Origin of the sequence: Diaphorobacter sp. LI3, from assembly GCF_022807955.1 — a bacterium.
GTDB classification, from domain to species: domain Bacteria; phylum Pseudomonadota; class Gammaproteobacteria; order Burkholderiales; family Burkholderiaceae_C; genus Diaphorobacter; species Diaphorobacter nitroreducens.
Genome location: NZ_CP094346.1, coordinates 1,124,054 through 1,150,852 on the forward strand (window position 1 = coordinate 1,124,054; position 26,799 = coordinate 1,150,852).

24 protein-coding genes, 1 tRNA gene and 2 pseudogenes are annotated in these 26,799 nt (G+C 65.8%); 18 read left to right on the forward strand and 9 right to left on the reverse strand.

The features are described from left to right. Positions 1–91 precede the first annotated feature (91 nt). The 11 genes and pseudogenes from serS (at position 92) to MRB47_RS05300 (ending at position 8,265) form a co-directional block, all read left to right on the forward strand. The gene (serS, locus tag MRB47_RS05255; RefSeq protein ID WP_103737083.1) at positions 92–1,420 is read left to right on the forward strand and encodes a serine--tRNA ligase; all 1,329 of its coding nucleotides are present in this window, start codon (positions 92–94) and stop codon (positions 1,418–1,420) included. 34 nt (positions 1,421–1,454) lie between these two features. Then, positions 1,455–1,544, forward strand: a tRNA-Ser gene (locus tag MRB47_RS05260). A 176-nt stretch (positions 1,545–1,720) separates the two neighbouring features. Then, a complete protein-coding gene (locus MRB47_RS05265; protein WP_252102101.1) occupies positions 1,721–2,944 on the forward strand; it encodes a tyrosine-type recombinase/integrase in 1,224 nt (407 codons plus the stop codon). 295 nt (positions 2,945–3,239) lie between these two features. Beyond that, positions 3,240–3,467: a hypothetical protein gene (locus MRB47_RS05270; protein ID WP_252102102.1), complete on the forward strand. Its 228-nt coding sequence runs from the start codon at positions 3,240–3,242 to the stop codon at positions 3,465–3,467. Beyond that, positions 3,464–4,030: a hypothetical protein gene (locus MRB47_RS05275; RefSeq protein WP_252102103.1), complete on the forward strand. Its 567-nt coding sequence runs from the start codon at positions 3,464–3,466 to the stop codon at positions 4,028–4,030. Before MRB47_RS05270 ends, MRB47_RS05275 begins: the two co-directional genes overlap by 4 nt. 191 nt (positions 4,031–4,221) lie before the next feature. After that, positions 4,222–4,587, forward strand: a pseudogene (locus tag MRB47_RS05280) (JAB domain-containing protein); the annotation flags it as partial. Next, a complete protein-coding gene (locus tag MRB47_RS05285) occupies positions 4,588–5,145 on the forward strand; it encodes a hypothetical protein (protein ID WP_252102105.1) in 558 nt (185 codons plus the stop codon). 133 nt (positions 5,146–5,278) lie between these two features. Further along, entirely contained in the window at positions 5,279–5,455 is a 177-nt protein-coding gene (locus tag MRB47_RS19935; protein WP_411275748.1) for a helix-turn-helix transcriptional regulator, read from the forward strand. Beyond that, complete coding sequence (locus MRB47_RS05290) at positions 5,452–5,745, forward strand: hypothetical protein (RefSeq protein WP_252102106.1); 294 nt, start codon at positions 5,452–5,454, stop codon at positions 5,743–5,745. Before MRB47_RS19935 ends, MRB47_RS05290 begins: the two co-directional genes overlap by 4 nt. After that, positions 5,742–6,677, forward strand: coding sequence for a toprim domain-containing protein (locus tag MRB47_RS05295; protein WP_252102107.1), 936 nt, complete (start codon positions 5,742–5,744; stop codon positions 6,675–6,677). The genes MRB47_RS05290 and MRB47_RS05295 overlap by 4 nt, the downstream gene beginning before the upstream one ends. After that, positions 6,670–8,265 (forward strand): YfjI family protein, encoded by a 1,596-nt coding sequence (locus MRB47_RS05300; RefSeq protein WP_252102108.1) that lies wholly within the window; start codon positions 6,670–6,672, stop codon positions 8,263–8,265. The genes MRB47_RS05295 and MRB47_RS05300 overlap by 8 nt, the downstream gene beginning before the upstream one ends. A gap of 612 nt (positions 8,266–8,877) precedes the next feature. Here MRB47_RS05300 and istB read toward each other — a convergent pair. Together istB and istA are read right to left on the reverse strand one after the other, a co-directional pair. After that, a complete protein-coding gene (gene istB, locus MRB47_RS05305) occupies positions 8,878–9,615 on the reverse strand; it encodes an IS21-like element helper ATPase IstB (protein ID WP_011805003.1) in 738 nt (245 codons plus the stop codon). A 36-nt stretch (positions 9,616–9,651) separates the two neighbouring features. Then, positions 9,652–11,196: an IS21 family transposase gene (gene istA / locus MRB47_RS05310; RefSeq protein WP_252100662.1), complete on the reverse strand. Its 1,545-nt coding sequence runs from the start codon at positions 11,194–11,196 to the stop codon at positions 9,652–9,654. 267 nt (positions 11,197–11,463) lie between these two features. Between istA and MRB47_RS05315 the strand changes: the two genes are divergently transcribed. Both MRB47_RS05315 and MRB47_RS05320 read left to right on the forward strand, forming a co-directional pair. Then, complete coding sequence (locus tag MRB47_RS05315) at positions 11,464–11,859, forward strand: hypothetical protein (protein ID WP_252102109.1); 396 nt, start codon at positions 11,464–11,466, stop codon at positions 11,857–11,859. Positions 11,860–11,923: 64 nt separating this feature from the next. Beyond that, a complete protein-coding gene (locus tag MRB47_RS05320; RefSeq protein ID WP_252102110.1) occupies positions 11,924–12,952 on the forward strand; it encodes a hypothetical protein in 1,029 nt (342 codons plus the stop codon). 901 nt (positions 12,953–13,853) lie between these two features. Here the strand turns inward: MRB47_RS05320 and MRB47_RS05325 are convergent. Beyond that, positions 13,854–15,158 (reverse strand): tryptophan--tRNA ligase, encoded by a 1,305-nt coding sequence (locus MRB47_RS05325; RefSeq protein ID WP_047349826.1) that lies wholly within the window; start codon positions 15,156–15,158, stop codon positions 13,854–13,856. Positions 15,159–15,182: 24 nt separating this feature from the next. Continuing rightward, on the reverse strand, positions 15,183–15,869 hold the full coding sequence (locus tag MRB47_RS05330) for a site-2 protease family protein (RefSeq protein ID WP_411275730.1): 687 nt from the start codon (positions 15,867–15,869) through the stop codon (positions 15,183–15,185). A 272-nt stretch (positions 15,870–16,141) separates the two neighbouring features. On the opposite strand from MRB47_RS05330, the gene MRB47_RS05335 reads away from it, so the two are divergent. From MRB47_RS05335 to MRB47_RS05350, 4 genes are read left to right on the forward strand one after another with little or no spacing between them, the layout of a single operon-like run. Beyond that, complete coding sequence (locus tag MRB47_RS05335; RefSeq protein WP_252102111.1) at positions 16,142–17,014, forward strand: c-type cytochrome; 873 nt, start codon at positions 16,142–16,144, stop codon at positions 17,012–17,014. A 30-nt stretch (positions 17,015–17,044) separates the two neighbouring features. After that, positions 17,045–18,418, forward strand: coding sequence for a cbb3-type cytochrome c oxidase subunit I (locus MRB47_RS05340; RefSeq protein ID WP_088888459.1), 1,374 nt, complete (start codon positions 17,045–17,047; stop codon positions 18,416–18,418). A 19-nt stretch (positions 18,419–18,437) separates the two neighbouring features. After that, a complete protein-coding gene (locus MRB47_RS05345) occupies positions 18,438–19,241 on the forward strand; it encodes a CbbQ/NirQ/NorQ/GpvN family protein (protein WP_011806537.1) in 804 nt (267 codons plus the stop codon). Positions 19,242–19,243: 2 nt separating this feature from the next. After that, entirely contained in the window at positions 19,244–21,313 is a 2,070-nt protein-coding gene (locus MRB47_RS05350) for a nitric oxide reductase activation protein NorD (RefSeq protein WP_252102112.1), read from the forward strand. Between the two features lie 124 nt (positions 21,314–21,437). Here the strand turns inward: MRB47_RS05350 and MRB47_RS05355 are convergent, their stop codons facing one another. After that, positions 21,438–22,073, reverse strand: a complete 636-nt coding sequence (locus MRB47_RS05355) for an L-threonylcarbamoyladenylate synthase (protein ID WP_015914083.1) — start codon at positions 22,071–22,073, stop codon at positions 21,438–21,440. 15 nt (positions 22,074–22,088) lie between these two features. Further along, complete coding sequence (locus tag MRB47_RS05360; RefSeq protein ID WP_047349830.1) at positions 22,089–22,967, reverse strand: 3',5'-nucleoside bisphosphate phosphatase; 879 nt, start codon at positions 22,965–22,967, stop codon at positions 22,089–22,091. A gap of 213 nt (positions 22,968–23,180) precedes the next feature. Here MRB47_RS05360 and MRB47_RS19940 point away from each other — a divergent pair. After that, positions 23,181–24,935, forward strand: a pseudogene (locus tag MRB47_RS19940) (methyl-accepting chemotaxis protein). A 108-nt stretch (positions 24,936–25,043) separates the two neighbouring features. Here the strand turns inward: MRB47_RS19940 and MRB47_RS05375 are convergent. The 3 genes from MRB47_RS05375 to MRB47_RS05385 are packed head-to-tail and all read right to left on the reverse strand — an operon-like array spanning position 25,044 to position 26,769. Continuing rightward, on the reverse strand, positions 25,044–25,718 hold the full coding sequence (locus MRB47_RS05375; protein WP_252102114.1) for a DUF799 domain-containing protein: 675 nt from the start codon (positions 25,716–25,718) through the stop codon (positions 25,044–25,046). Then, the gene (locus tag MRB47_RS05380) at positions 25,715–26,092 is read right to left on the reverse strand and encodes a DUF4810 domain-containing protein (protein ID WP_123676240.1); all 378 of its coding nucleotides are present in this window, start codon (positions 26,090–26,092) and stop codon (positions 25,715–25,717) included. The genes MRB47_RS05375 and MRB47_RS05380 overlap by 4 nt, the downstream gene beginning before the upstream one ends. Next, positions 26,089–26,769, reverse strand: a complete 681-nt coding sequence (locus tag MRB47_RS05385) for a CsgG/HfaB family protein (RefSeq protein ID WP_252102115.1) — start codon at positions 26,767–26,769, stop codon at positions 26,089–26,091. Before MRB47_RS05385 ends, MRB47_RS05380 begins: the two co-directional genes overlap by 4 nt. Positions 26,770–26,799: the final 30 nt, after the last annotated feature.

A 26,799-nucleotide genomic window follows, 5' to 3' on the forward strand; every position in this document is an offset into this window, starting at 1 on the left:
GGTGCATTGCCATGTTATCGGCGCGAAACGCCGCGGCTTTCGCCCCAGTACGCTCTTAGCATGCCGGGCTGCGCCACTAAAATCGCCGCCTATGCTAGACATCCTCCTCCTTCGCAAAGACCTCGCATCGGCCGTCGCACGGCTGGAAACCCGCAAGAAGCCCCAGGCCTTCCTGAATGTGGAGGCGTTCCAGGCCCTGGAGTCCGAGCGCAAGACCATCCAGATGCGCACCGAGGAGTTGCAGTCGCAGCGCAACCAGCTGTCCAAGCAGATCGGCATGCTCATGGGCAAGGGTGAGAAGGACGCCGCCGAGGCTGCGAAAGCCCAGGTGGCCGCGATCAAGGCGGAACTGGACGGTTCTGCCACCCGGCTGGATCAGATCCAGGGCGAACTGCAGACGATGCTGGCCGCCGTCCCGAATCTGCCGCACGAGAGCGTGCCCGTGGGCTCGGACGAGAGCGCCAACGTGGAGGTGCGCCGCTGGAGCCCCGATGGCCCACAGCCGCGCAGCCTGGGCTTCACCCCCAAGGACCACGTGGACCTGGGCGAGCCGCTGGGCCTGGACTTCGACATGGGCGTGAAGCTCTCGGGATCGCGCTTCACGGTGATGAAGGGGGGCATCGCGCGCCTGCATCGGGCCCTGGCGCAGTTCATGCTGGACGTGCAGACCCAGGAGCACGGCTACACCGAGTGCTATGTGCCCTACGTCGTCAATGCGGACTCGCTCAAGGGCACGGGCCAATTGCCCAAGTTCGAGGGCGACCTCTTCGCGGCCCAGAAGGGCGGTCAGGACGCTGAGCCCGTACCCGACAACGCGCAGCTGTACCTCATCCCCACGAGCGAGGTGCCCCTTACCAACTTCGTGCGTGACGAAGTCTTGGCCGAGGCCCAGCTGCCGCTCAAGCTCACGGCCCATACGCCCTGCTTTCGGTCGGAAGCCGGCAGCTACGGCCGTGACACGCGCGGCATGATCCGCCAGCACCAGTTCGACAAGGTCGAGATGGTGCAGATCGTGCATCCCGACAAGAGCTACGAGGCGCTGGAGGAAATGACCCGCCATGCTGAGGCTGTACTGCAGAAGCTGGGCCTGCCCTACCGCGTGATGAGCCTGTGTACGGGCGACATGGGCTTTGGCGCCGCCAAGACCTACGACCTGGAAGTGTGGCTGCCCGCCCAGAACACCTACCGTGAGATCAGTTCGGTGAGCAACTGCGAAGCCTTCCAGGCCCGCCGCCTGCAGGCGCGCTTCAAGAACGCGCAGGGCAAGAACGAGCTGGTGCACACCCTCAACGGGTCTGGCCTGGCCGTGGGCCGCACGCTGGTGGCGGTGCTGGAGAACTACCAGAACGAGGACGGCAGCGTGACCATTCCTGAGGTGCTGCGCCCCTACATGGGCGGCCAAGCCACGCTGTCGGTCTGAAATTTCCTGCTAGAATCGCGGGCTTCGACACACAGGAGAGGTGGCAGAGTGGTCGAATGTACCTGACTCGAAATCAGGCGTAGTGGCAACACTACCGTGGGTTCGAATCCCACCCTCTCCGCCAGGTTTAGCTCCACTACCGAGCGCTACCGTCCAGAAAAGCCCGCTTTCTCCAAGGAGAGCGGGCTTTTTTTCGTCCTGTACCGTCCGCTACCGTGCGCATGAATCCACGGATTTTTGGGGGCAGAATTGGGGGCACAAATCGGGCTTTTCCGATGCCCCCAGAAATGTGCCCCCAAAATGCCCCTGACCGACACCGCGTGCAGGAAGGCCGCCTGCCCCGAAGGACGCCCCAGCGTCCGCCTGGCCGATGAGAAAGCTCTCTACCTGGAGATCACCGCCGCCGGTGGCAAATACTGGCGCTGGAAGTACCGCTTCGGCGGCAAGGAAAAGCGCTTGGCCTTGGGTGTGTACCCCGACGTTTCCTTGGCGCAGGCCCGCGAAGCGCGCGACGAATCCCGCAAGGTGCTGGCTGCGGGTAATGACCCCGGCCAGCTCCGCCGCGATGCCAAGATGGCCAGCGCCGTGAACCAGGCCAACACCTTCGAGGCCGTGGCCCGGTTGTGGTGGGCGCACTGGAAGGACGGCAAAAGCCCGCGCCATGCCGACTACGCCATCAAGCGGCTGGAGACCGATGTATTCCCTGCGCTGGGCGCTTTGCCCATCAGCACCATCACCGCCAGGCACCTGACCCACATGGCCAAGAAGGTTCAGGATCGGGGCGCCATCGACCTGGCGCACCGGGTGCTGCAGATGTCCGGACAGGTCATGCGGTATGCCGTGGCGCACGACCTGATCGAGCGCAATCCCGCTGCCGACGTGAGGCCGGGCGACACCCTCAAGAGCCGCCGCAAAGAGAACTACGCCCGACTGGACGAAAAGGAGCTGCCCGAGCTGCTGCGCAAGATTGAGGCGTACCAGGGCGGGCCGTACACGCGCATGGCCATGAAGCTGATGGCCCTCACGTTCGTGCGCACGTCCGAGCTGATCGCCGCGCGCTGGGACGAATTCGACCTGCAGGCGCAGGAGTGGCGCATCCCGGCCGAGCGCATGAAGATGAAGACCCCGCACATCGTGCCGCTGGCACCGCAGGCCATCGACGTGCTGCAGGCGCTGCAGACCTTGGCGAACGGGCGCGAGCTGCTGTTCCCTGGCGAGCGCGACCACGCCAAGCCCATGAGCAACAACACCATCCTGAAGGCCCTGGAACGCATGGGCTACAAGGGCCGCATGACAGGCCACGGCTTCCGTGGGGTGGCCTCCACCATCCTGCACGAACAGGGCTACGCGCACCATGCCATCGAACTGCAGTTGGCCCACCAGGAGCGCAACGAGGTGAGCGCCGCCTACAACCATGCGCTGTACCTGAAAGACCGCCGCGCCATGATGTGTGCATGGGCCGACCACCTCGACAAGCTGCGCAAGGGTGCGGACGTGATCCCGCTGGCACCTCGCGCAGCGTGAGCTGAAAAGCGCTTGACACTGCGGCGCGCGCGCATGCCATAATCCGCGCAACCCGAAAGGGCCGGTGCTTGAAAACACCTTTGGACAAGCGGTGCAACCTCCCCGTCAGTGAGGTTTTGTCACGTCTGGATTCTGTGGATACCCGCGCGCTGCGGGCATTCGTTTGGTTTCGGGCGGGATGGTCGGCATGGCAACACCCGGCGCACGGCTTGTCCCGTGTTTTCAACATCCCGTCCACCCGCTGCGCTTGAGAACGTGGTGGGTGGTTTCAAGTCTCGACAAGGAGCAAGAAGCCATGACCAGGGTCATCCACCTCGCCAGCCCAAGCGCTGCGCCCACAACGCCCGCCACGGGCAATCCCGACCCCATTCAACTGCATGCCGATGCGCACAACGCGCTGGCGATGGCCCTGCACTACCTGCGCCAGCCTGCGGCCAACGTGCCCGGCGCCACGCGCAAGGCCGTGCAGGCCCTGGCCGCGCTGCGGCGCATGGAGGCTTGCGGGCAAGGGAGTGCAGCATGAGCGCCGCCGCCTTCAACGCCTTGAGCGACGGCGCCAAGGCACATCGTGCCTATCAGGCCGTGTACGCCGCCATGAACGCGCAGGCCCTGCGCCCCGACCCGGACGGCGCAGGCCTGGCGCTGGAACATGCCCTGGAACTGCTGGCGCCCCACGTTCCCGCGTCGTGCTGGTCGGCCCCGCCCGTGCTGCAGCCTGGGGCGCTGGATGTCTTCGACCAGTTGGCTGCACTGCCAGCCGCCGCTGCCCCTGGCGCAGACGATGGGGCCATTGCGGATGCCGAAGACGATCCCGACATGGCAGAGCGCGAGCCCCTGCCCTACGCGGCAGAGCGCGAGCTGATGTGCATCCGGCACATCGTGGGCCTGGCCACCTTCGCCACTGAAGCCCGCAGGGTGCTGGGCGAGATTGACGTCATCGCCAGCGGCATGCCCCATGTGGCACTGGGGCTGAACACCATCAAAGCGCGCTGCCAGTGTAGCGAATACCCCGACACGGCGGCCATGGTATTGGATGACGTGTACGACCGCCTGGGCGCACTGGTGGGCGCTGGGGGTGACCGATGAGCACGACCACCACCAAGACGACGGCGCCCGCGAAGGCGCGGCGCGCGGGCGTGCCCAAGCCTCTACCCGCCTACGGCATTCCCGATGGGTTGCACAGCCTGCGCAGCGCCCTGACGGTGCGCGAATGCAATGCACTGGATCGCGCGTTGTCCATTGTCGGCGCCCGGCTGCGAGCGCCGGGGGCGGCATGCGACTGCCCGGCCGCAGTGCGCGCCTACCTTGGCTTGCAGTTGGGGGGCGAGCGGTGCGAGCGCTTCGCCGTGCTGTACCTCGACAGTCAGATCCGGGCCATTGCGTATGAATGCCACTTCACGGGCACGCTGACGCAGACATCCGTGCACCCGCGCGAGATCGTGGAGGCTGCGTTGAATCATCGTGCGGCAGCGGTGATCCTGGCGCACAACCACCCCAGCGGAGTGACCCAACCGAGCCGGGCGGACGAGGTCCTGACGCGCGCGCTCAAGGAGGCTCTGGCCTTGGTCGATGTGCGCGTGCTGGACCATGTGATCGTCGCTGGCGCGCAGAGCCTGAGCATGGCGGAGGAAGGTTTGCTATAGGTGGCCTACCTGACCGAGCTTCAACCCGTAAGCGCCGAGATCCTGGAGCATTGCCGAGGGCACATGCTCTATTGGCACATGCTGGCTGATGCGTTGCGAATCCCGAAGCTCGACAGGATCGACAGGGAGCATCTGGAAAAGATATTGGGCGACTGGGAAGCGGTGCAGGTGGTTGAGGCTCGCGCCCGCCAGGGCAATTTTGGCGATGCCGAAGACCACAAAGACCTGCGCAAAGCCGTTTTGAAGTTGCTTCATGAAGATGGTGAGAAGCAGGCGCGTGGAAAGCGAACAAGTCCGAATCTGGAGGCGTTCGTGGAATCCATGACCCCGCTGTTTCTGCATTTCGGTGCGCGCCTCAGTTCTGCGGAAAACAGCGCGCTTGTGCGGGGCCTGCGGATAGTCGCGGATGCCATGGGTGTTGACGGGGAGCCGCGCAATGAGCTGCGGCGCCTGATCGCCCTGGATCGCAAGCTGACCCTACAGCATCGCCAAAGGGCTGCCGAGGTGTGGGCAGAAGCCATTCGCCAGGCTTTTGGGCCAGGCGTCAACCGCGACTGAATATCTACCCCTGTCAAAGGTCCGCCTGAACCGGATCATCCGCTTGCGTCTTGATGTGTGCACTACCGTGCATTGAGACGCTTGTTTCTGGAGGTATGACATGAACCAAGCAACGAACGTGGCCGCGCTGCGCATGGAGGACGTGCGGCAGGTTGGTGCACGAATCAATCGCGGCACATCGTGGATTTGGGCAGCGGTGCGTCGGGGTGATTTCCCGGCGCCGCGCCGCTTGTCGCCAAGGTGCACACGGTGGGATAGCCGCGCGGTTGATCAATGGATCGAACAACAGTTTTCGGAGGAGTCGAGATGACACCAATGGAGCAAGCGCGGGCTGATGCCCAGGCCGTCGCGCAAAGAACGCTGCAGCGTGCAGCGACGTTCGCAGGGCTGCACGCCACCACAAAGCCCCTGTTTCAAAAGCCCATGCGCATGGGCTCGCGATCCTATCTGGTGCGCCTGGCGTGGCCTGGCGTGCTGGTGGTTTGTGATCCGGCTTCGGGTGAGGTGTTGGCCCAGTCGGAGCCCGGCAACCCTTTGCAGTTGGCTGATGGCTTTGTGCCGGGTACTGCGTTCGCCGAAAAACCAATGGGGGAGCGATGACCTACAAAGAGAAAGCCGCCGGGGTGTTGGACGCACCCGAGGCGGCTGAGCAAAAAACGGACAGGGCAATTATTCGCGGCATGGTGGTGCCTGTCAACGGCGCGCGGTCCCTGTCCATGCGGGACACCATGCGGTCTGTCGGCCTGGAGCCGTTCAAAGCCATTGACCTGGTGCCCGATGGCAAGCTGCGGCGCTTTCGCGTGCGTGGGGACAAGGCGGGCAGTGCCAACGGTTGGTATGTGTTGCACGACCATCCGATCCTGGCCGGGGCCTTCGGAAGCTGGAAAACCGGCGAGTCACACAACTGGCGGGAGGTGCGCGACAAGCCTCCCACGCGCCAGGAGCGCGAGCAGCTGCGCCAGGCCATGCAGGCCGCGCAGGCGGCGCGCGTGATCGAGCTGGCAGCCGTGCACGAGCAGGCGCGCGAGAAGGCTGAGCGCCTTTGGCAGCGGGCCAGGCCAGCGACCAATGCGCACCCGTACCTGGAGCGCAAGCGCATCGCGGCCATTGGCATACGGCGGCTGCGCGACATGCTGCTGATCCCGGCGCGGGACGCGGGCGGCACGCTGCACACGCTGCAGTTCATTGGGCCGGATGGCGCCAAGCGCTTTCTATCGGGCGGGCGCATCGCAGGTTGCTACTACGCCATGGGGCGCCCGGCGGGCGTGCTGCTGCTGTGCGAGGGCTATGCCACGGGCGCCACGCTGCACCAGGCCACGGGCCAGGCGGTGGCGGTGGCTTTCAACTGCGGCAACCTGCCTGCGGTGGCCAGGGCATTGCGCGCCAAGTTCCCAGCGCTGCGCATCGTGGTTTGCGCCGACGACGACGCGCGCACGCCGGGCAATCCTGGCGTGACACGTGCCCACGAGGCCGCGCGGGCTGTTGGTGGTTTGGTGGTGGTGCCTCAGTTCGCTGGAGGCGCCCATGTCTGAGATCTTCCCGCCTTTGACGGACTTCAACGACCTGGCGGCGGTCGAGGGCCTGGACGCGGTGCAGGAGCAGGTGGCGGCGGTGATTGAGCATGCGCAGCATGAACCGCAGGCACAGCAAGACGCACCAGCCATTGAGTGGCCTGTGCCCATCCTGCCGGGCATGCGCCCGGTGCCCGAAATTCCCGCCACGGTGCTGCCTGGCTGGCTGGGCGACATGGCCCAGGCCGTGAGCGCGTGCACGCAGACGCCGCCCGCGCTGGCCGTGCTGGTGGGCCTGGGGGTGCTGGCTACGGTGCTGCAGCGCCGGTATGTGGTGGCGCCCTTTGGCGACAGCTACACCGAGCCGTTGAGCCTGTGGACCCTGAGCGCATCGCCCAGCGGTACGCGCAAAAGCGCGGTGCTGACGGCCATGCAGGCGCCGCTGATCTACTGGGAAAAGCTGCTGCGCGACCGCATGCGCAGCGACATTGCCCGCGTGAACGCGGCGCGTATGGTGGCCAAGAAGCGCATCGAGCGGCTGCAGCAGGACGCGGCCAAGGCCAAGGATGCGCAGGAGCGCGAGTCACTGACCGCTGAGATTGAGCGCGAGGAAACCGACATGCCCGACGAGTTGCGGGCGCCGCGCCTGTTCACGGGCGACACCACGCCCGAGCGGCTGCAGGCGCTGCTGGTGGAGCATGGCGAGCGCATGGCGGTGCTGAGCGACGAGGCAGGCATCTTCCAGATCATGGCCGGGCTCTACAACGGGGGCGCGGCCAACCTGGATGTGTTCCTGCAGGGGCACGCGGGATCGTCCATGCGCGTGGATCGCGCGGGCCGCTGCGCCCATGTGGATCAACCGGCACTGTCGTTCGGCCTGCTGCTGCAGCCGGGCGTGCTGGCCGATGTGGCGGGCTCACGCAGGTTCCGGGATACGGGCCTGCTGGCGCGCTTCCTGTTCGCGCTGCCCGTCAGCACGGTGGGCAAGCGGGACGTGCGCAAGCATGCACCCATCCCGCAGCCGTTGCGTGACGAATACGAGTACCAGGTGCTGCGCCTGCTGGGTGATGAGCCTGTGGCCGTGGGCGAGCCCGTGGTGCTGGTGCTGTCGGACGCGGCGCGCGAAGTCTGGTTGGACTTTGCCCAGGCCATCGAGGATGAGCAGGGCGAGGGCGGGCAGTACGAGGCCATCAGCGACTGGACCAGCAAGCTGCCCGGCGCGGTGGCGCGCGTGGCCGCGCTGCTGGAGCTGGCCGCCTCCGGGCTGCACGCCAGGGAGGTGAGCCATGCGTGCATGGATGACGCCATCACCCTGGGGCGATTGCTGATCCCCCACGCGCAGGCGGCGTTTGCGCTGCTGGGCGCTGACCAGGTGGACGTTGATGCCGATGCCGTGTTGCGCTGGGCACGCGGGCGGGGCGAGGCCGTGTTCCTGCGCAGTGAGTGCCATCAGGCCATGTCGGGCCGGTTCCGCGACGTGGAGCGACTCAAGAAGGCGCTGGACCGTCTGGAGGTCAACCATGTGTTGCAGGGCTTTGTGGTGCGAGAGAAGGGCAAGAAGCCAAGCCAGCGCTACCGCGTCAACCCGGCCTGTTTCTTGTCAACCTGACATTCTTGCAATAAGGCTTTTTTTGACATTTTTCTTTCTATATCAAGGGGTTAGGCCAGACCTCACGCATAGAAAAAAAATGACAAGAAAGACAAAAATCACTCAGACAGGCAGGGGCGCCCAGTCAGTGCTTGTCGGGCAGACGGGCGCCGGTGGGGAACCAGTGATTTTTGTCATTTTGTCTTTTTTGTCGTGGGTGGTGGTTCGCGGCCTGACTCTGCAGCGGAGTGAATCCATGCAGGGATTTTTGTCTTTCTTGTCATTTTTGTTGGGGGTGAGGGGTGACGGCCTGACGACTGGGAGGTACTTTTCAGCACCTTCCAGTGAGGGTAATTCGAGCCCCGCTGCTGCGCTAGAGGATGGCGATTCAAAACGGTTGACACATTGGTTGACAGCTACCGGGGTACTAGGTTCTTTTGCCCGAAAAGCCATGCGGGTAATTCGGGCCGCGTCGTCGGATGCGCATTCCACTGATGGCGGACAGTGATTCCATTCCCATCGCGGACAGCGTTCCAGGCGATGGCGGACACGTTGCGCGGGTGTCCTGAGTGACGCTCAAATCGTAGCCGAAGTGTCCGCCATCAGCGTGGAATGGCGGTCGGCGCGGCCGGCTCAGACGGCCTTGGTGAGCTTGCGCATCGACTCGCCCTTGAGGGCTATCTTGTGCGAGCCGTGCACGATGCGGTCCAGGATGGCGTCGGCCAGCGTGGGCTCGTCCAGCCAGGCGTGCCAGGCCGTCACCGGCAACTGGCTGGTGATGAGCGTCGAGCGCGTGCCCACCCGGTCGTCCAGCAATTCCAGCAGGTCGTTTCGCTCGTGCGCGGCAATCGGCGCGATGCCGAAGTCGTCCAGGATGAGCAGGTCCAGCCGCGCCAGTTGCGCCAGCCGTTTGCCCAGGCTGCCATCGCCGTGGGCCACGTGCAGCTCCTGCAGCAGCCGTGGCGCGCGGGTGTAGAGCACCGAGAAGCCCAGGCGCGCGGCCTGCTGCCCCAGTGCGCAGGCGAGCCACGTCTTGCCGCACCCGGTGGCGCCGGTGAGCAGCACGTTGTGGCCATGGCGCAGCCAGTCCCCGCCGGCCAGGCTGGTGATGACCTCTCGGCTCAGGCCCCGGCTGGCGCGCCAGTCGATGTCCTCCAGGCAGGCACTGGAGACCTTCAGGCGGGCCGCCTTCAACAGGCGCTCCAGGCGCTTGCTGTCACGCCAGTCCACCTCGCGCTGCACCAGCAGCGCCAGGCGTTGTTCAAAGGGCAGCTCGCTGGCCGTGATGTGGGTGGCCGCGTCGCTGAGGGCGGCCACCATGCCGTCCAGGCGCAGGGCGCGCAGTTGGTTCAAGGTCTGTTCGTTGAGCATGGTTCTTCCTTGTTAGGTTTGCTTGCACGTTGGAGTTCAGTGGTAGTAGCCCGGCCCGCGCACGTTCTCGTGCAGCGGCAGGCTCGCCTGTGCGGCCATCGGCGCATCCAGCGGCCGCTGGTCCAGGCCGCAGCCCAGGATGGAGGCGATGCTCTTGTAGGACGGTGAGCGAATCGACTGCGCCCGCGCACAGGCGGCCTCCAGCCGGTCAGCCCCGTACTCACGGCCCAGGCGCATGAGGCCCAGACAGGAGCGGTAACCCTGCTCGGGATGCTGGCGGTGCTCCATCTGCCAGCGCACCACGGCGGCGGTGGCCGCGCCCACGCGCTCACCCCAGGCGATGAGCTTGGCCGGCGTCCACTGCAGGTGCGCCCGGTGCGAGGCCGGCATGTGCTCGGGCGTGGTGGTGTGTGCACCCCGTCGGGGATTGAGGGCGTGGGCGGCCACGCGTTTGCTGCCGTGCAGGACTTCGAGCGTGCCGGCCGTGATGCGCAACTCCACCGGCTCACCCACCAGGGCGTGGGGCACCGAGTAGTAGTGGCCATCGAGCTCAACGTGGTAATCGATGTTGACGCGGGCGGGTTTGAAGCGCGCGATGGGCATGCGCACCGGCGGCAGGGGGCGCAGGGCTGGCCGGTCGAGTTCGGCGAAGGCGCTAGTGCGGTTGCCCGGCAGCTTCTTGAACGCGCGCTGGTTCAAGTCCACCAGCAAGGCGGCAATCGCCCGGTTGAGCTCGGCCAGGCTGAAGAAGGTCTGGTGGCGCAGCCTGGCCAGAATCCAGCGCTCGACCACCTGCACAGCGACCTCCACCTTGGGTTTGTCGCGTGGCTTGGCCGGGCGCGCGGGCATCACGGCCAGGCTGTAGTGCGCACAGAGCTCTTCGAGCAGGCGGTGCGCGGTGGGCTCGTAACGGTCGGGTCGGGCCATGAGGGCGCGCGGCTGGTCAGGCACCAGCAGGCGGGGCACGCCGCCGATGAACTCCAGCGCGCTAATGATGCTGGCCACCCAGTCGGTGGTCTTCTGGCTGGCGGTGGCGCAGGCGTAGGTGTAGTTCGATGCGCCCAGCACGGCCACGAAGACCTGGGCCTGGCGTATCTCGCCAGTGTCGGCATCCACCACGGGAACGGTCTGGCCGGCGTAGTCCACAAAGAGCTTGTCACCGCCCGTGTGGGTCTGGCGCATGGAGCGCTGCAGGCGCCGGGCCCAGGCCTTGTACTTCTCGCAGAAGGCGCTGTACTTGTACGCCTGCCCGCTGTGCTGTTGCTGGTATTCCTCCCAAAGCAACTGCAGCGTCACGCCAGGTCGGCGCAGTTCGCGGTGGATGTGGGCGTGGTCGGGTTCAAGGTGCCGGGACTCGCGCGCCACGGGTGGCTTGTAGAGCCGGGCCTGGAGTTCGTCGTCGTTCAGGCTCTGGGCCAGTGCCCAGTCCACGCCGGCCACGCGCGCGTAGCTGGCTATCTCGCTGACAGTGGATTTGGAGATGCCGAGGGCGGCACCGATTTGACGGGTGCTCAAGGCCCCGCGGTGCAGCAGTTGCAGTGTGTGTCGTAGTTTGCTCATGGTGACCCTGGGTGTGGGCATCGCTGGTTCCGGTCAAAAAACCGGGCAGCGTATGCCGCGTTCGGGTCACTCAGAACACCCCGCAGGTGTCCGCCATCAGTTTGGAATGCTGTCCGCCTTCAGCGTGGAACACTGTCCGCCATCACGCTGGAACACTGTCCGCCATCAGCATGGAATCGTGTCCGCCATCGCGTGGAATACGCAGTCGGACTGTTCGCCAGTTCCCCTAGGGGGGTTAAGTGAAGGCCGTAGCACGGTACAGCCACAATGTGCGTCAAAGGTGGACGCATGACCGCTGCAGTTGAGTTGCTATTGCAGGCTGCCAACGGCGCCCCTGTGCAGCTACCTCCCGAACTGGCGCGGCGACTGCTGGCCTGTTCCAACGATTCTGCGGTGTGCGATTGCCTTGGGCTCAGTCTCCCCCAGCGCATTCGGCTGCGAAACGCTGCATTGCTGCAGGCCGCGCAGGAGTTGGTGACAGACGGCGATACAACATGGCAGGCAGCGCAGAGGCTTGCGCGGGCTGTGCGTCGCTTCGAACTGGCTCTTTTGCCTGCACTTCGGCGAGGGCAGGTGCTGCCCCTCACGCCTCACGAATCATCACTTTGGCGGGCCTACCAGGTGAGCGGCACACGCCACCTTCGCAGCCCCCGCAAGCTGTATTCCCTGCTGCAAATTAGCTGACCAAATTCAGCATCGCGGGCAGCGATGTTCAGAGAGCATGAGCACACACTTTAGGAGTTCACTCATGCACGTAGCTACTCTCAATCCTGCTGAGGTCATGGCCGCAGCGCCCGATTACTTCGCATTGCAAATGGGGGCAGAGCCCTGCAGGACTACGCACCCACTGGCCGAAAGTTTGAGTGCCCGACAAATTGCCTTTGCCATCGGCGCCAAGCTTCGCACGCCCAGCAACACAGAAGCCGCAATGGCGGTAGTTGCCCGCGGACTGCGTAGCGCAGACTTTGCCCGTCTATTGGCCGATGGGGCCAAGAATGTGACTGTCGCGGCATACGATGCCGCAGCTCAAGAACACTTGCAGTTCAGCGGCATCACCACCGTATCGCGGCTGCAGCAGGAGCCGCTTCCGGCCATCGACGGCGACTTGGACTTGCAGCCATTGGGTGAGTTTTCCGAGATTGCCCACGGCGCGGCGTTGGTCGCAGCGGGTGGCGCTACCGCCCAAATGAGCACCTTCGGGCGAATCGTCACTGTGTCGCGCGAATTGGTTATCAACGACCAGCTGAACGCCCTCAAGGCAGTGTTTGCCGCTGTTGGTGCGCATGCAGCGCAGAAGGAGGCGGCGATTGTGGCCGCCACCCTCAATGGCAATCCAAAGATGGATGACGAAGAGGACATGTTCTCAGGCGCCAACACCGTCAAGGCTGCTTTGGACGGCCCTGCGCTGGGCGTTGCTATGGGCATGCTCCGCAACCAGAACAGTGCGGCAGGAAACGCTTTGAACTTGCGGGCTGCACATCTTGTGGTGGCGCCAGAACTTGAATATGCGGCCCGAAAGGCCGCATTGGATGGGGGGCTGTCAATCTCCGTTTCTGCGCTGGCGGGATTGCCTGCAACTCGCTGGTTTGTGTTTCCTGACGCCAAATTTCACCCAGTTTTGACCTTGCTGCGCTTGACGGGCGCATCCAATCCACTGCGGATGGAGCACAAGGCGTTGTTCAACACAGATGGCACGGGGGTTCGCGTTACCGCAGATTTGGGCGCGACGTTCATGCGCCGTACCGGTGTCGTGCGAGGTGGCAGCGACCTGATTTAGTGTGGAGTAAGCCCTTCGTGGCACCGCGTCACGCAGATAGGTGGATTTGCGAGACAAGGCCGGATGCGGACGCGCTTACTGTGGGAGCGCAGCGACCCGGCCACCTTTCCCTGACCATGCCTTCCTATCCTTACCCCGGCGCCGCCATCTTGCGTCGTGCGCAACCGTGGCAAGTGCGCCCCAGGCTCTCCGATCCGGTGCGGCAAGTTGCGGTGCATGAGGCCGGGCACATCATCCTTATGCAGTGGGTTGGGCTCTTGCCTCCCGAGGCCACCATTTCTATCCGTGGCGACCGAGTAAGCGGTGAGGCGCATTGGCCAGCGCTTGAGACATTCGCACAACTACCCGACCCCGGCCAAGACGAAACGGGAGTTCTGGCAGCCACAGCCGCTGCTGTTTTTCATGCAGGTGTTATGGCTGAGGTTCTGGAGTCCGGCGCCCCTTGGAGTGGGCCGATTCACTACGCATACGCCACCGATTACCAGCGAGCGGATGCAATGCTGCGTCCTTCGTTTGGATCTCATGCCAGTGGTGCGCATGCTTTCGCGCAGCGAGTGGCGCTGCACGTCCTGCAGGCGCAGTGGGGTGAGGTTGAGACTGTCGCGGGGGAACTGATTCACTCAGGACGCTGGCGACCATGAGCCCCGACGGTTTGGGGGCATATTAGGGGGCATCTTTGAATTCCTGAAAATCGAGTTCGAGCATTCATGCGGGTTTCAAGGACTTTTATGAATGTCACCCTCACTAAAAAGCCTTGCAAGCCAGTCGCCTGCAAGGCTTTTTTCTTGGTGCGTCCCTTCTGGGGCCAGCTCTTGTGACCAAATTTCGAGCGATTCTGCCCCCTGGGCCTTGCTGAGCTAGCGCCAGTAGCTATGTAAATAATAGCGACGGGCGCCGGGATTCATTCCTGCGCAGCTGCCAGAGCCAGCAGCGCTGCCTCCACCTCTGATGCTGGCACGCCGTCCACCGGCGTCAACAGGGGGGCCAGGGCCTGCAGTGCGCCGGCTTCCTTTTGCAGCCGAGCGATGGACTGGCCGGCGTCGCGCGGGGCGTCGAAACCCGTGCTTTGCAGCAGCAAGCGGCCGTCGGCAGCCACCAGCTTGAAGTAAAACTTGCCGTCGGCCTCGCGGTATTGCTTGAACGCGGGCAGGGTGGCCTTGCTGGTCTTCTGCGTGGCCGGTGCGGGGTGTGCGACGGCGCTCAGGCTGCGCAGGCCTACGGCGGCGCGCAGGCGCTGCAGGAAGGGGGCGGCGATGGCGCGGGCGCGCTTGGCGCCGATTTGCAGGGCGGCCTCCACCTTCTCGGGATGGGCCATCAGGTCGTCATAGCGCGCGCGCATGGGCGCGATTTCGCGGTCGATCCGCTCGAACAGCATCTGCTTGGCGTCGCCCCAGGCGATGCCGTCCGCATAGGCGCGCCGCATGGCGGCGGTCTCTTCGGGTGTGGCGAAGGCTTGGTAGATCTGGAACAGGGCCGAGCCCTCCACCTGCTTGGGCTCGCCAGGGGCGCGCGAGTCGGTGACGATGGAGCCGATGAGCTTCCTCAACTGCTCGCGCGTCGAGAACAGCGGAATGGTGTTGTCGTAGCTCTTGCTCATCTTGCGCCCGTCCAGGCCCAGCAGCAACGCCACGTTGTCCTCGACAGCCGCCTCGGGCAGCGTGAAGTGTTCGCCGTAGAGGTGGTTGAAGCTGGCCGCCATGTCGCGGGCCATTTCGATGTGCTGGATCTGGTCGCGGCCCACGGGCACCTTGTGGGCGTTGAACATCAGGATGTCGGCCGCCATCAGCACGGGGTACATGAACAGCCCTGCGCTCACGCCGTCGTCCAGGTCGCGGCCGGCTTCCTGGTTCTTGTCCTGTGCGGCCTTGTAGGCGTGGGCGCGGTTGAGCAACCCCTTGCCGGTCACGCAGGTCAGCAACCAGTGCAGCTCAGGAATTTCAGGGATATCGGACTGACGGTAGAAGGTGACCTGCTGCGGGTCCAGGCCAGCGGCGAGCCAACTGGCGGCGATCTCCAGCGTGGAGCGGTGTACGCGCTCGGGCTCCTGGCACTTGATGAGGGCGTGGTAATCGGCCAGGAAGTAGAAGCTCTCCACGCCTGCGTTACGGCTGGCTGCCACGGAGGGGCGGATGGAGCCCACGAAGTTGCCCAGGTGCGGCGTGCCCGAGGGGGTGATGCCGGTGAGGAAGCGGATGGTCTTTGGCATGAGGGGAATCAGAGAAGGAGCCGGTCAGCGCAGCAGCGCGACCAGTGGCGACAGCATGAGGTTGATGGCGCTGTAGCCCAACGCCATCAGGGGGCGCAGCCACAGCGCGCCCACGACGCCCGCCACCACCAGTGCGAGCACGATGAAGAAGCCGTAGGGTTCGATGCGCGAGAGAAAATGCGCCTGTTTCCACGGCAGCAGGCCGACGAGGATGCGCCCCCCGTCCAGGGGTGGCAGCGGAAACAGGTTGAACGCCCACATTACGAGGTTGACGGCAATGCCGGCGCGCGCCATCTCCAGGAAGAAGCGCTCCTGAGTGCCGGTGGCGACCAGCGCGACCAACAGCAGCGCCCAGCCGATGGCCTGGATGAAGTTGGATGCCGGACCCGCCAGCGCCACCCAGATCATGTCGCGTTTGGGGTGGCGCAATTGGCTGAAGTTCACCGGCACGGGCTTGGCATAGCCAAACAGGAACGCCCCCGAGGTGACGAAATACAGCAGCAGCGGCATGAGCACGGTGCCCACCGGGTCGATGTGCTTGAGGGGGTTGAGCGTGATGCGGCCCATCATCAGCGCGGTGTTGTCGCCAAAGTGCCGGGCGGCATAGCCATGCGCGGCTTCGTGCACGGTGATGGCAAACAGCACCGGCAGGGCGTAGATGAGGACGGTCTGGATAAGGTCGGTCATGGGCACCCGCCGATTGTCGCGCATGCGCGCCGCGGGTTCCTGTCTTACAGCGCACGGGCAGTTGTCCGACAGCCGCATGCTGGACAGGCCGTCACCATGCACGGCAGTGGCGCGCGCTCCCACGGCGCGCCGGCCCAAACAACAAGCTAGAGGAGGCCACCCCATGCATGCCTGGTCTCTGCCTGTGAAGGTGTTTGCGCTCGTCGTGGTGCTGCTGATGGTCGTGGCCATGGTCTACGCCGGCACCATGGCCGTCATGTACTGGTCTGGCATCGGCGTGTGAAAGGGAGAACCCCATGAACAAGTGCCAGACGCGTCTTTTCGCCATCGTCGCCACGGGCATCTCGGCGGCGGTGTTCCTCCTCCTCACTTTTGACAGCCACCGCAAGTTCGATGCGCTGACCAATGCCGAGTCCATTACTCCGGCGGTCGTGCACGGCAAGGATGTCTGGCACAAGAACAACTGCATCAACTGCCACACCATCTTTGGCGAAGGCGCCTACTACGCGCCCGATCTGACCAAGATCACCAAGCTGCGCGGCGAGGCGTATCTGAAGGCTTACCTGAAGGATCCTTCCAAGTTCTACGACGAGCAGCGCCACCGTCGCCTGATGCCCAAGCAAGACCTGAGCGACGAGGACATTGCCGGACTCATCGCTTTCTTCGACTGGGTCAGCAACGTGGACAACCAGGGATGGCCGCCGCGGCCCATCCTCGTGACGGGCTCCACACTGCCGGGGGCTGACCGCAGCGCCGCGCAGCAGGCGGACGACGCAAAGATCGAACGGGGCGGCATCGCTGCGCCCCCCGGTGCGCGCCCGCTGTCGGGCAACGAAGACCCGATTGCCCTGGGCGAGCGGGTATTCCGCACGGCCACGCCCGCCTGCACCGCCTGCCACTCCACCGCGCCTGGCGTGAATATGGCCGGGCCGTCCCTCGCAGGTGTGAAGGGCCGCACCGAGGCACTGCTGGGCTCGTCCGACTACAAAGGCCAGGCCAAGGATGTGGCGGCCTACTTGCATGAGTCGATCGTTTCGCCCAGCGCGCACCTGGTGCCCGGGCCCATGTACTCGGCTGATGGGACCTCTTTCATGCCCACGACCTACGCCAAGGACCTCACGGCCGAGCAGATTGACCAGCTCGTGGCCTACCTGATGTCCATGAAGTAAGCACGCCCGCAGCCATCGCCGGAGTCCGCCATGAGATACAAGTCCCAATCCGTCGCCTACTGGTATTTCGCCGTGGCCGTGGCCCTGTTCGGGCTGCAGCTGGTGTTCGGCCTGCTGTCGGCCACCAAGTACCTGGGGCCGGATCCGCTGCTGTACATCCTGCCGTTCGACGTGACCAAGATGATCCATACCAACATCCTGATCGTCTGGGTGTTGTGCGGCTTCATGGGGGCCACGTACTGGATGGTGCCCGACGAGTCGCGCACCGAACTGCACAGCACACGGCTGGCCTACATCCAGCTCGTGCTGTGGACGGTGATGGGTGTGGCTACGGTGGTGGGCTACCTGTTCCGCTGGGGCACGGGCAACAAGCTGCTGGAGCAGCCGCTGCCCTCCAAGATCGTGATCGTGATCGTGATGCTCATGTTCCTCTACAACGTCGGCATGACGATCCGCAAGTCCGGCCGTTTCACGACACCGGAGGGTGTGCTGCTGGGCGGCCTGGGCCTGGCGGCGGTGCTGTACCTGCCGGCGTTGCTGGAGTTTCACAACTACACCGTGGCCATCTTCTACCGCTGGTGGACCATCCATCTGTGGGTGGAGGGCGTGTGGGAGATGATCCAGGGCGGCTTCCTCGCCTATTTGCTGATCCGCCTGTCCGGCGCCGACCGCGAGGTGATGGAAAAGTGGCTCTATGTCATCGTGGGGCTGGTGTTCATTGCCGGCATCCTGGGTACGGCGCACCACTATTACTGGGTGGGCGTGCCGCAGTACTGGCTGCCCATCGGGGGTTTCTTCAGCGCACTGGAGCCCGTAGCCCTGGTGGGTATGGCCATGTATGCTTACTTCGCCATGCGCCGCTCGGGCATGGCCCACCCCAACAAGCTGGCGCTGCACTGGACGGTGGGCAGCGCCGTGTTCACGCTGTTCGGCGCCGGCCTGCTGGGCCTGGCGCACACTTTTCCCAGCGTGAACAAGTGGACGCACGGCACGCTCATCACCGCCATGCATGGGCACGCAGCGTTCTACGGAGCCTACGCGATGATCGTGATGGCCATGATCAGCTATGCGCAGCCGGCCCTCACACGCAGGCCCGAGGAAGGCACCGCCATGGGCTACCTGTCGTTCTGGATGCAGCTGGCGGGCATGTTCGGCATGACGCTGTCGTTCGCCACCGCGGGCATTGGGCAGGTGTACCTGGAGCGCATCATGGGCATGGGCTACCTGGATGCGCAACTCAAGATCCAGGTGCACTTTGTCATGCTGGTCATCACCGCGTCCATCTTCGCGATTGGCGTTGCGTTGTTCATCATCGATTTCTTCCGCCACCCGCTGCGGCTGGAGGTCAGCGCCAGCGATCCGGTGGACCGTCCCCTCGATACGCACCGTGCTGCAGCGATTTGATCTACAGGGCGGGGCGGGGATGGCCCGCCCGGCAACGTCCCCTGCGCCGGAGCCCCCCTATTATCTGCCCAGCGGCGACGAGATCGAGGTTTTCGCGCAGTGTCACGCGCAGGGCCTGGCCGTCATGCTCAAGGGACCCACAGGTTGCGGCAAGACGCGCTTCGTAGAGCACATGGCCTGGCGCCTGAAGCGCCCGCTCATCACCATCGCCTGCCATGACGACCTGAGCGCCAGCGACCTGATCGGCCGCTTCCTCATCCAGGGCAGCGGCACCGTGTGGCACGACGGGCCGCTGACCCGCGCCGTGCGCGAGGGCGCGCTGTGCTACTTGGACGAAGTGGTGGAGGCACGGCAGGACACGGTAGTGGTATTGCACCCGCTCACCGACCACCGGCGCATCCTGCCCATCGACAAGACGGGCGAGGTGGTCGAGGCCGCGCCCGGCTTCGGGCTCATCGTGTCATACAACCCCGGCTACCAGCGCATGCTCAAGGACCTGAAGCCCAGCACGCGCCAGCGCTTCGTGGCGCTGGACTTCGGCTTTCCCGCGCCTGAGGTAGAGGCGCGCATCGTCGCGCAGGAAAGCGGCATTGCCGAGCCCGAGGCGCGCGCGCTGGTGCAGCTTGCCACGCGGCTGCGCGCACTGCAAGACCGTGGCTTGGCCGAGGTGCCTAGCACGCGGCTGCTGGTGGCGGCCGCGCAGCTGGCGGTGCGCGGCGTGGACCTGCGCCGCGCCTGCCTGCACGCCATCGTGGCGCCGCTGTCGGACGAGGCATCGCTGGTGGGCGCCATGCGCGACCTTGTCGACGCCACCTTCGTCTGACCATGGCCGAGGCCGAGGATGTCATCACCGACGCGGCGCGACATGCCACGATCTATGCCCAGGCGCTGTGGCGCCGCCACCGCCCCTCGCCGGCCGGCCCACCCCGGCTGCATCTGGCCGATGTGGCGCCGCGCCTGGACCTGTTGGTAAGCGCCGCGCTGGGCATCCGCCTGCAGCTGCGCGCGGCGCAACCGCCTGCGCCGCCCACCTTCCTCTCGCGCTGGATGCAGCGAGCAGAGGCCCCCAGCCAGCGCGACGCCGTGCCCGCCACCGACGGCGCCAACCTGTGGCTGCCCCCCGCGCTGACGGACATACCCGGCGCGCAAGCGGGGAAGGACGGGGCGCCCCCCGCCGACGAGCGCTACCGCACGCTCGCGCTGGTGCACGGCATGCGCGCACTGCGGGGGGCGCCGGCATGCGCTGCCCAGGCGGTGGACGGTTTCGAGCGGGCCTTGTTCGCACTGCTCGAAGCCCACGCCGCCGACCACGCGCTGGCCCTGCGCCTGCCGGGCATGGCCGCGCCACAGGCGCGCCTACGGCAGGCCATGCTGGCTGCGCGCCCGGCCGTGGCAGCGCTGGCGCCGCACCTGCAACCGCTGGAGTCGCTGGCGCACGCCCTGCTGGCCGGCCCCCCCGCGGGCGCCGGGCCTCCCGGCCTGATGCCATCGCTGCCGGCCCCGGCGCCACAGGTGCTGGCGCATGCACGTGCCCTCGCTTCGCGCCTGCGCCCGGCCGCGGCCCCCGCGCGCCAGCAGCGCTGGTGCATGGCCGACGCGTGGCTGGGCGAGCTGCGCACGCCGGCTACCCCCGCGCCTGCGCACGCCACGGCGGACGGTGCAGAGGATGCCTCTGGGCCGACCCATGCTGCCCGTCTGGCGCGCCGTCCGCAGGTGCGCCAGTCGCTTCCCGATGAGGACGACGCGAACGGTCCCGGTGCATGGATGGTGCAGACCGCCCAGCCGCACGAGCAGGCCGCGGACCCCATGGGCATGCAGCGCCCGAGCGACCGTGACGCCAGCACGGCGGCCGAGGAGTTCGCCGATGCGCTGTCCGAACTGCCCGAGGCGCGCCTCGTGGCCACGCCCGGCCGTCCCAAGGAGGTGCTGCTGTCCGATGACCCGCCGGAGCATCTGGCGCGTCAGGCGCGGGCGGGCGGTGGTGCGGCCGCCGCGCCGGGCGTCGACGTTCTGTACTACCCCGAGTGGGACGGCGCCAGCGGCAGCTACCGGCGCCCCGGCGCCGCCGTGTGGGTGCACGACGCAGCCCTGGGCGCGCCCGATTGGTTGGAAGCCACGCTGCATGAGCGCCGGGCCATGCTGCACGCCGTGCGCAGGCGGTTCGAGCTATTGCGCAGCCGCCGCGTGGCCGTGCGCCGCCAGCTCGACGGCGACGAGATCGACCTGGAGGCTTGCATCGAGGCGCGCGCAGACTTTGCCGCGGGCCTGCCGCTGCCCCAGCGCCTGTACCGCAGCGAGCGCCGCCTGCACCGCGACCTGGCGGTGCTGGTACTCATGGATGTGAGCGGCTCCACCGACGGCTGGGTGGCGCCGGGCCGGCGGGTGGTTGACGTGGCGCGTGAGGCGCTGCTGCTGGTGAGCATGGCGCTGGACGGCATGGGCGCGCCGTTTGCGGTGCAGGCGTTCTCCGGTGAGGGGCCGCAGGGGGTGGTGGTGCGCAACGTCAAGCGTTTTGACCAGTCCTACGGGCGGGACGCCGCACTGCGTATCGCCGGTCTGGAGCCCGAACACTACACGCGCGCCGGCGCCGCGCTGCGCCATGCCACCAGCACGCTGATGCGCCAGCCGGCCGCGCACCGCCTGCTATTGCTGCTGTCCGATGGCAAGCCCAACGACATCGACGCCTATGAAGGCCGCTATGGACTGGAGGACATGCGCCAGGCCGTGACCGAGGCGCGGCTGCAAGGCATTGCGCCGTTTTGCCTGACCATCGATCGCCAGGCGGCCCGCTATCTGCCCACGGTGTTCGGTGCCCATCACTACGCGCTGCTGCCCCGGCCCGAGGAACTGCCGCAGGTGCTGCTGCAATGGCTGCGCCGGCTGGTGGTGGTGTGACTGATTGCTACTGTTTTAGTAGCTATTGGCGCTTGCTGGATGGGCGCTAGAGGCCTTAAACGTTCTGAATCTTCCGTCGGCGCATTGCGCCGCCGTGGCACGCACCAAGCCCGGGCGCGTGCCCTTAAAGCCCCAGCTTGGCCAGGCTGCCGCCACCTTCGCGCACCACGATGGGGTCGCCGCCGGTATTCATGGGCGTGAGGTCCAGCACCGTAGTGGGCTCCAGCGGGCAGCCGCCCGCGTCGAGGATGCCATCGAGCTGCTTTTCAAAGCGCTCGCGGATCTCCTGCGGGTCGTTCAGCGGCTCGCTTTCGCCCGCCGGGATCAGTGTGGTGGCCAGCAGCGGCGCGCCGTGCAGCTCCAGCAGCATCTGCAGGCCCTTGCGGTCGGGCACGCGCAGACCGATGGTCTTGCGCTGCGGATGGCTCACGCGGCGCGGCACTTCCTTGGTGGCGTCCAGGATGAAGGTGTAAGGCCCCGGCGTGGCCAACTTCAGCAGGCGATATTGGCGGTTGTCCACATGCGCGTAATTGGCCAGCTCCGACAGGTCGCGGCACAGCAGGGTGAGGTGGTGCTTGTCGTTGATCTGCCGAATACGACGAATCCGGTCCACGGCGTCCTTGTCGTCCAGGCGGCAGACCAGCGCGTAGCTGGAGTCGGTGGGCACGGCCAGGATGCCGCCGCTCGATAGCAGCGTGGCGGCCTGCTTGAGCAGGCGCGGCTGCGGGTTGTCGGCGTAGATCTCGAAATATTGGGCCATGGAGGGGCGCGGCGGTCAGCCGGCAGTGGTGCGGGGGGCGCGCAGGATGCGATCGGACAACAGCTCCCACACGGGGGTGAGCTGGCCTGGCAAATCCGGCAGGGCGCCCAGATCGGTGTGTGATTCGTTCGGGCTGTGGAAGTCGCTGCCGCGCGAGGCGGCCATGCCGAACTCCTGCGCCATGGCGGCGTACACGGGATATTCGGATGGCGTATGGCTGCCGGTCACCACTTCCACGCCCTGGCCGCCGTGCTGCTTGAACTCGGAAAACAAGGCGTATTCCTCATTCGCCGTGAATCGGTAGCGTGCAGGATGGGCGATCACGGCCATGCCGCCGGCCTCGCGGATCCAGCGCACCGCATTGCCCAGCGTGGCCCAGCGGTGGGGTACGTAGCCGGGGTTGCCCTCGGTGAGAAAGCGCCGGAACACTTCGGAGGTGTCGTGGCACACGCCGGTCTCCACGAGGAAGCGGGCAAAGTGCGTGCGCGAGACCAGTTCGGGGTTGCCCGCGTAGCGCAACGCCCCTTCGAATGCGCCGCGGATACCCACGTGCGCCAGTTGCTGCGCCATCTCCTGTGCCCGTTCGCCGCGCCCGCCGCGCGTGGCCGCGAGGCCCTGGGCGAGTTGTGCATTGTCCGGGTCGAACCCCAGTCCCACGATATGCACCGTGGTGTCGGCGAAGGTGACCGAGATCTCTGTGCCCGTGAGGTAGTCCATGCCCAGCGCGTGCGCGGCGGCGGCGGCGCGGTGCTGGCCGCCGATCTCGTCATGATCCGTCAGCGCCCACAGCGCTACACCGTTGGCATGCGCACGGGCTGCCAGCGCTTCGGGTGTGAGGGTGCCGTCAGACACCACGGAGTGGCAGTGGAGGTCGGCATTGAGGAGGATGGACACGATTTCATTTTAGGGGGAGCCCGCAGGGCATGTTGTCGTGGTGGTTGCAACACAGTGACAAACGGGTCGGGCTGCAGGCAGCGACGAATATTTGTAATCAAATGCGCATAAATGCGACAATATGAGCCTCTTTTTGTCCAGGCTGCCGGGTTGTTGCGCCCGTGTGCCTCCTTCCACCGCTATGGCGCCACGACGCCCCTGATTGCGTAGAACATGAACTTCAACCATTTCCCCGTCGCCCGCAAACTGTGGGGCCTCGTCCTGGGGCTGCTGGTCTCCATGCTGCTTTTGCTGGCGGGCCTGTTGGCCTACACCGCCCAGCTCGATGATGAGGCGGCGCGCATCGTGCAGGCCAACGAAGACCGCATCAGCCTGGCCCTGCGCTGGAAAGGGCTGACCATGCTGGCCGTGGACCAGTCCGTGAGCGCGCTGGCCTCGGCCGACGAGACCCTGGCGTCGGGCCTGCAGAAGAAAGCCAAGCAGGGGATCGAGGCCATCAATGCCCTGCAAAAACAGGTGGAGGCCGTGGCCTTCTCTGCGGAGGACAAGGCCCAGATGGAACGCGTGGCCGCCGCCCGCAAGGTGATGCTGGACGCGCTGGCGTAGGCCACCAAGGCCCGGGCCGAAGGCGACTTCGCCCGCACGCAGACCCTGGTGGACAGCAAACTGCTGCCCGCCGTGGAGCGCTATGTGGGCGAACAGGACGCCTATGTCCAACTGCAAGAACGCGAGCGCGACGCCGCCAAGCAAGAGGCCCAGGCCTTGCACCAGCGCGCCATGTGGATGGGCGCGGGCATCGCCGCGGTGGTGGTGGTCTTGGCCCTGGTGTTGGCGAATCTGCTCGTGGGCTCCATCACGCATCCCCTGGAGCGGGCAGTGGGGCTGGCTAACGCGATTGCCGGTGGCGACTTGACGCAAGACGTGCACGATGACCGTCGTGACGAACTGGGCCACCTGCTGCGCTCGCTGTCGGCCATGGGAGCACGTCTGCGCGGCGTGGTGGGCGAAGTGCGCTCGGGCGTGGAATCGGTCTCGGCGGCGTCCAGCCAGATCGCCACGGGCAACCACGACCTGTCTGCGCGAACCGAGCAGACCGCGGCCAACCTCGAAGAGACGGCCGCCAGCATGGAAGAGCTCACCGCCACCGTCACCCAGTCGGCGGACACCGCGCGCCAGGCCAACCAACTCGCCGCCAACGCCGCGCAGGCCGCAGAGCGTGGCGGCGAAGTGGTGGGCCAGGTGGTCACCAGCATGCAGCAGATCACCGAATCCAGCCGCAAGATCGCCGACATCATCGGTGTGATCGATGGCATTGCCTTCCAGACCAACATCCTGGCGCTGAACGCCGCCGTGGAAGCCGCACGCGCGGGCGAGCAGGGCCGCGGCTTTGCCGTGGTGGCGGGCGAAGTGCGCAGCCTGGCGCAGCGCAGCGCCGAGGCCGCCAAGGAGATCAAGCAGCTCATCACCACCAGCGTGGACAACGTGCAATCGGGCTCGGCCCAGGTGGAGCAGGCCGGGCAGAGCATGCAGGACATCGTGCACAGCGTGCGCCGCGTGAGCGACCTGATCGGCGAGATCACCGCTTCGTCCACCGAGCAGCGCGACGGCATCGGCCAGGTGAACCAAGCCGTGGCGAACCTGGACCAGATGACGCAGCAAAATGCCGCGCTGGTGGAAGAGTCCAGCGCCGCCGCCGCCGCCATGCATGAACAGGCGCAGCGCCTGGCGCAGGTAGTGGCCGTGTTCAACGTGGGCAATGGCGCCGTCGCGGCGCCCCGCAGCCCGGCCCGCGTGGCGCCGCCAGCGGTAGCGCCCGCCCCGGTCAAGACACCGGCCGCAACGCCGGCGCGTGCGACGCTGGCCAAGCCCATGCCGACAAAGGCTGCCGCCAAGGTGTCCGCCCCCCAGATCGCGCCGGCCAAGACGCCTGCGGCATCGGATGCGGATGGCGAATGGGAGAGCTTCTAAGCTCAAAAAAATAGCGTCATTGGTACGTCCCGCCCCCAGTCGGGACAAAAAAAGCGCGGCCTGTGCCGCGCCTTTCGCCATCCATACGCCGCTTAGGACGTTACGTGGTCATGGCTTGCTGTCTGCTCCGTACTTGGGAGAGCGAGGCCCATGCAATAGTCCTCCCGGACGGCCGGCATACAGCAGTCGGCCGTTTGCGACCTCGGCGATCTGCACACTGCGGTCTGACAAGGTTTCCACAATCTGGTCAATGAGCGCAGACACCAGCATGCCCACCAAGCCGCCGCTTGAACTCTTGTTTTCTGCACTCGAGGCTGTTGCCTCCCCGGACCACAGTTGCTCGCCCGTGCGCAGATCCATGAGTCGGGCGGCCAGCGTTACCCGGGTTTCACTGCTCACGATGGAGTACACCGAGCCGTACTGCCGCACGTCCAGGTAGAGCGCCGCATCCGCACCAAAAATTTCCCGCAACTTGGCCACGGGCAATTCCTGTGCGTCTTGGGCCGAAATGATGCCGTTGTTCCTGAAAGTCTCTTCGGTCACGGCCACTGGCAGCACGTAATAGCCGGACTCCGCCAGGGGGAGCGTGGCGCGTGAGAGCACGCCCGCCGGCGCAGTCACTTCGGGCGTCTGGTTCAATGGAGGGAGCACCAGAATGGACTGGGGCTTGGCTTGACGCAATGCCGAATAGTCGTAGGGCTGAGGCGTCGCGCAACCACTCAAAAGCAGGATGGCGGCGGCGCAGGCTGCCACGGCAGTGCGAACGCCAATACGGGAAATCATTGCGGGGCCTTTCCGGTGAGTGTGCGCAAAAGGAAGTCCATGAAAGACGCCGATTCGGGGAAGGTGGTCTTTTCCGCGGTAAGGGCCGCGACGCTTTTTTCGTCCTGCCCTGCCTTGGCGTACAGCATGCCCATATGGGCGCGATAGCCAGGGGGCAAGGCTTGGCCGCGCTGCTCTATTTTTTGCTGCGCTTCTTCCAGCTTGGCCACTTGCTGTTCAGCATCGGCATTGCCGCTGCTTTTGAGGTATTCGTACACCTGAGGCTGATAGCCGTCCCAGCCGTACAGGGGCTGATGGGATGTGGTGGCGCAGCCCGCCATGACCAACGCAGCTGCGATGGGAAGCGCCAAGCGGGTGGTGGTGTGGCGGCTCATTGTGCGGGCACCCATGCGCCAGATTCGACACCGCTCACGAGCTTGTCCACGGCTTCGCGGATGGCCAGGTCAAGCACTTTGCCGTTCAGGGTGGAGTCATACCCTGCGCGGCTGCCAAAACCTACGACCTCGCGGCTGGACAGGCTGTATTCGCCGGCCCCCTGGGCCGCAAAGACGACTTCACCGGTCTGTACGCGCACCACGTTCAGGCTGATTTTGGCGTAGGCCACCTGTTCCTTGCCGCGCCCCAGCACCCCGAACAGCTGCCGGTCACCGACTTCCTTGCGACCGAACTCGGTGACATCGCCGGTGATGACGAACTGCGCCCCCTTGAGTGTCTGGGCTTGCTTGAGGAGGGCGGCCTCTTGCTGCGTTTCCGACATATTGGTGCGGTCGAGCACGTTAAAGCGTCCGCTTTGCTGCAGGTGCGTCATCAAAATGGTTTGCGCCTGACCGCCGAGACGGTCCACACCATCAGAAAAGATTCCGCGTTGGAAGTTGGACCGGTTGGCGAACTTGCCAATGGAAATGGGGCTGCGCACCCCCTGATACGCGCGCGCGGACGCGGTGGGCTTCGGAGTTTCGAGGGTGCGCGATTGCTCGGTGGTCACGCAGCCGGCAGTCAGGGCGGCGACTGCAATGACGAGGGCGTGGCAACGCCAGAGAGAACCATTCATGGGGAAAACCAATAAGAGTCCAGGAATGGC

Bases quoted from the DNA above. Each gene is read 5' to 3' on its own strand.
- serS (WP_103737083.1), top strand. From the start codon at position 92: ATGCTAGACATCCTCCTCCTTCGCAAAGACCTCGCATCGGCCGTCGCA.
- MRB47_RS05265 (WP_252102101.1), top strand. From the start codon at position 1,721: ATGCCCCTGACCGACACCGCGTGCAGGAAGGCCGCCTGCCCCGAAGGA.
- MRB47_RS05270 (WP_252102102.1), top strand. From the start codon at position 3,240: ATGACCAGGGTCATCCACCTCGCCAGCCCAAGCGCTGCGCCCACAACG.
- MRB47_RS05275 (WP_252102103.1), top strand. From the start codon at position 3,464: ATGAGCGCCGCCGCCTTCAACGCCTTGAGCGACGGCGCCAAGGCACAT.
- MRB47_RS19935 (WP_411275748.1), top strand. From the start codon at position 5,279: ATGGAGGACGTGCGGCAGGTTGGTGCACGAATCAATCGCGGCACATCG.
- MRB47_RS05290 (WP_252102106.1), top strand. From the start codon at position 5,452: ATGACACCAATGGAGCAAGCGCGGGCTGATGCCCAGGCCGTCGCGCAA.
- MRB47_RS05295 (WP_252102107.1), top strand. From the start codon at position 5,742: ATGACCTACAAAGAGAAAGCCGCCGGGGTGTTGGACGCACCCGAGGCG.
- MRB47_RS05300 (WP_252102108.1), top strand. From the start codon at position 6,670: ATGTCTGAGATCTTCCCGCCTTTGACGGACTTCAACGACCTGGCGGCG.
- istB (WP_011805003.1), bottom strand. From the start codon at position 9,615: ATGCTCAACGAACAGACCTTGAACCAACTGCGCGCCCTGCGCCTGGAC.
- istA (WP_252100662.1), bottom strand. From the start codon at position 11,196: ATGCCCACACCCAGGGTCACCATGAGCAAACTACGACACACACTGCAA.
- MRB47_RS05315 (WP_252102109.1), top strand. From the start codon at position 11,464: ATGACCGCTGCAGTTGAGTTGCTATTGCAGGCTGCCAACGGCGCCCCT.
- MRB47_RS05320 (WP_252102110.1), top strand. From the start codon at position 11,924: ATGCACGTAGCTACTCTCAATCCTGCTGAGGTCATGGCCGCAGCGCCC.
- MRB47_RS05325 (WP_047349826.1), bottom strand. From the start codon at position 15,158: ATGCCAAAGACCATCCGCTTCCTCACCGGCATCACCCCCTCGGGCACG.
- MRB47_RS05330 (WP_411275730.1), bottom strand. From the start codon at position 15,869: ATGCGCGACAATCGGCGGGTGCCCATGACCGACCTTATCCAGACCGTC.
- MRB47_RS05335 (WP_252102111.1), top strand. From the start codon at position 16,142: ATGAACAAGTGCCAGACGCGTCTTTTCGCCATCGTCGCCACGGGCATC.
- MRB47_RS05340 (WP_088888459.1), top strand. From the start codon at position 17,045: ATGAGATACAAGTCCCAATCCGTCGCCTACTGGTATTTCGCCGTGGCC.
- MRB47_RS05345 (WP_011806537.1), top strand. From the start codon at position 18,438: ATGGCCCGCCCGGCAACGTCCCCTGCGCCGGAGCCCCCCTATTATCTG.
- MRB47_RS05350 (WP_252102112.1), top strand. From the start codon at position 19,244: ATGGCCGAGGCCGAGGATGTCATCACCGACGCGGCGCGACATGCCACG.
- MRB47_RS05355 (WP_015914083.1), bottom strand. From the start codon at position 22,073: ATGGCCCAATATTTCGAGATCTACGCCGACAACCCGCAGCCGCGCCTG.
- MRB47_RS05375 (WP_252102114.1), bottom strand. From the start codon at position 25,718: ATGATTTCCCGTATTGGCGTTCGCACTGCCGTGGCAGCCTGCGCCGCC.
- MRB47_RS05380 (WP_123676240.1), bottom strand. From the start codon at position 26,092: ATGAGCCGCCACACCACCACCCGCTTGGCGCTTCCCATCGCAGCTGCG.
- MRB47_RS05385 (WP_252102115.1), bottom strand. From the start codon at position 26,769: ATGAATGGTTCTCTCTGGCGTTGCCACGCCCTCGTCATTGCAGTCGCC.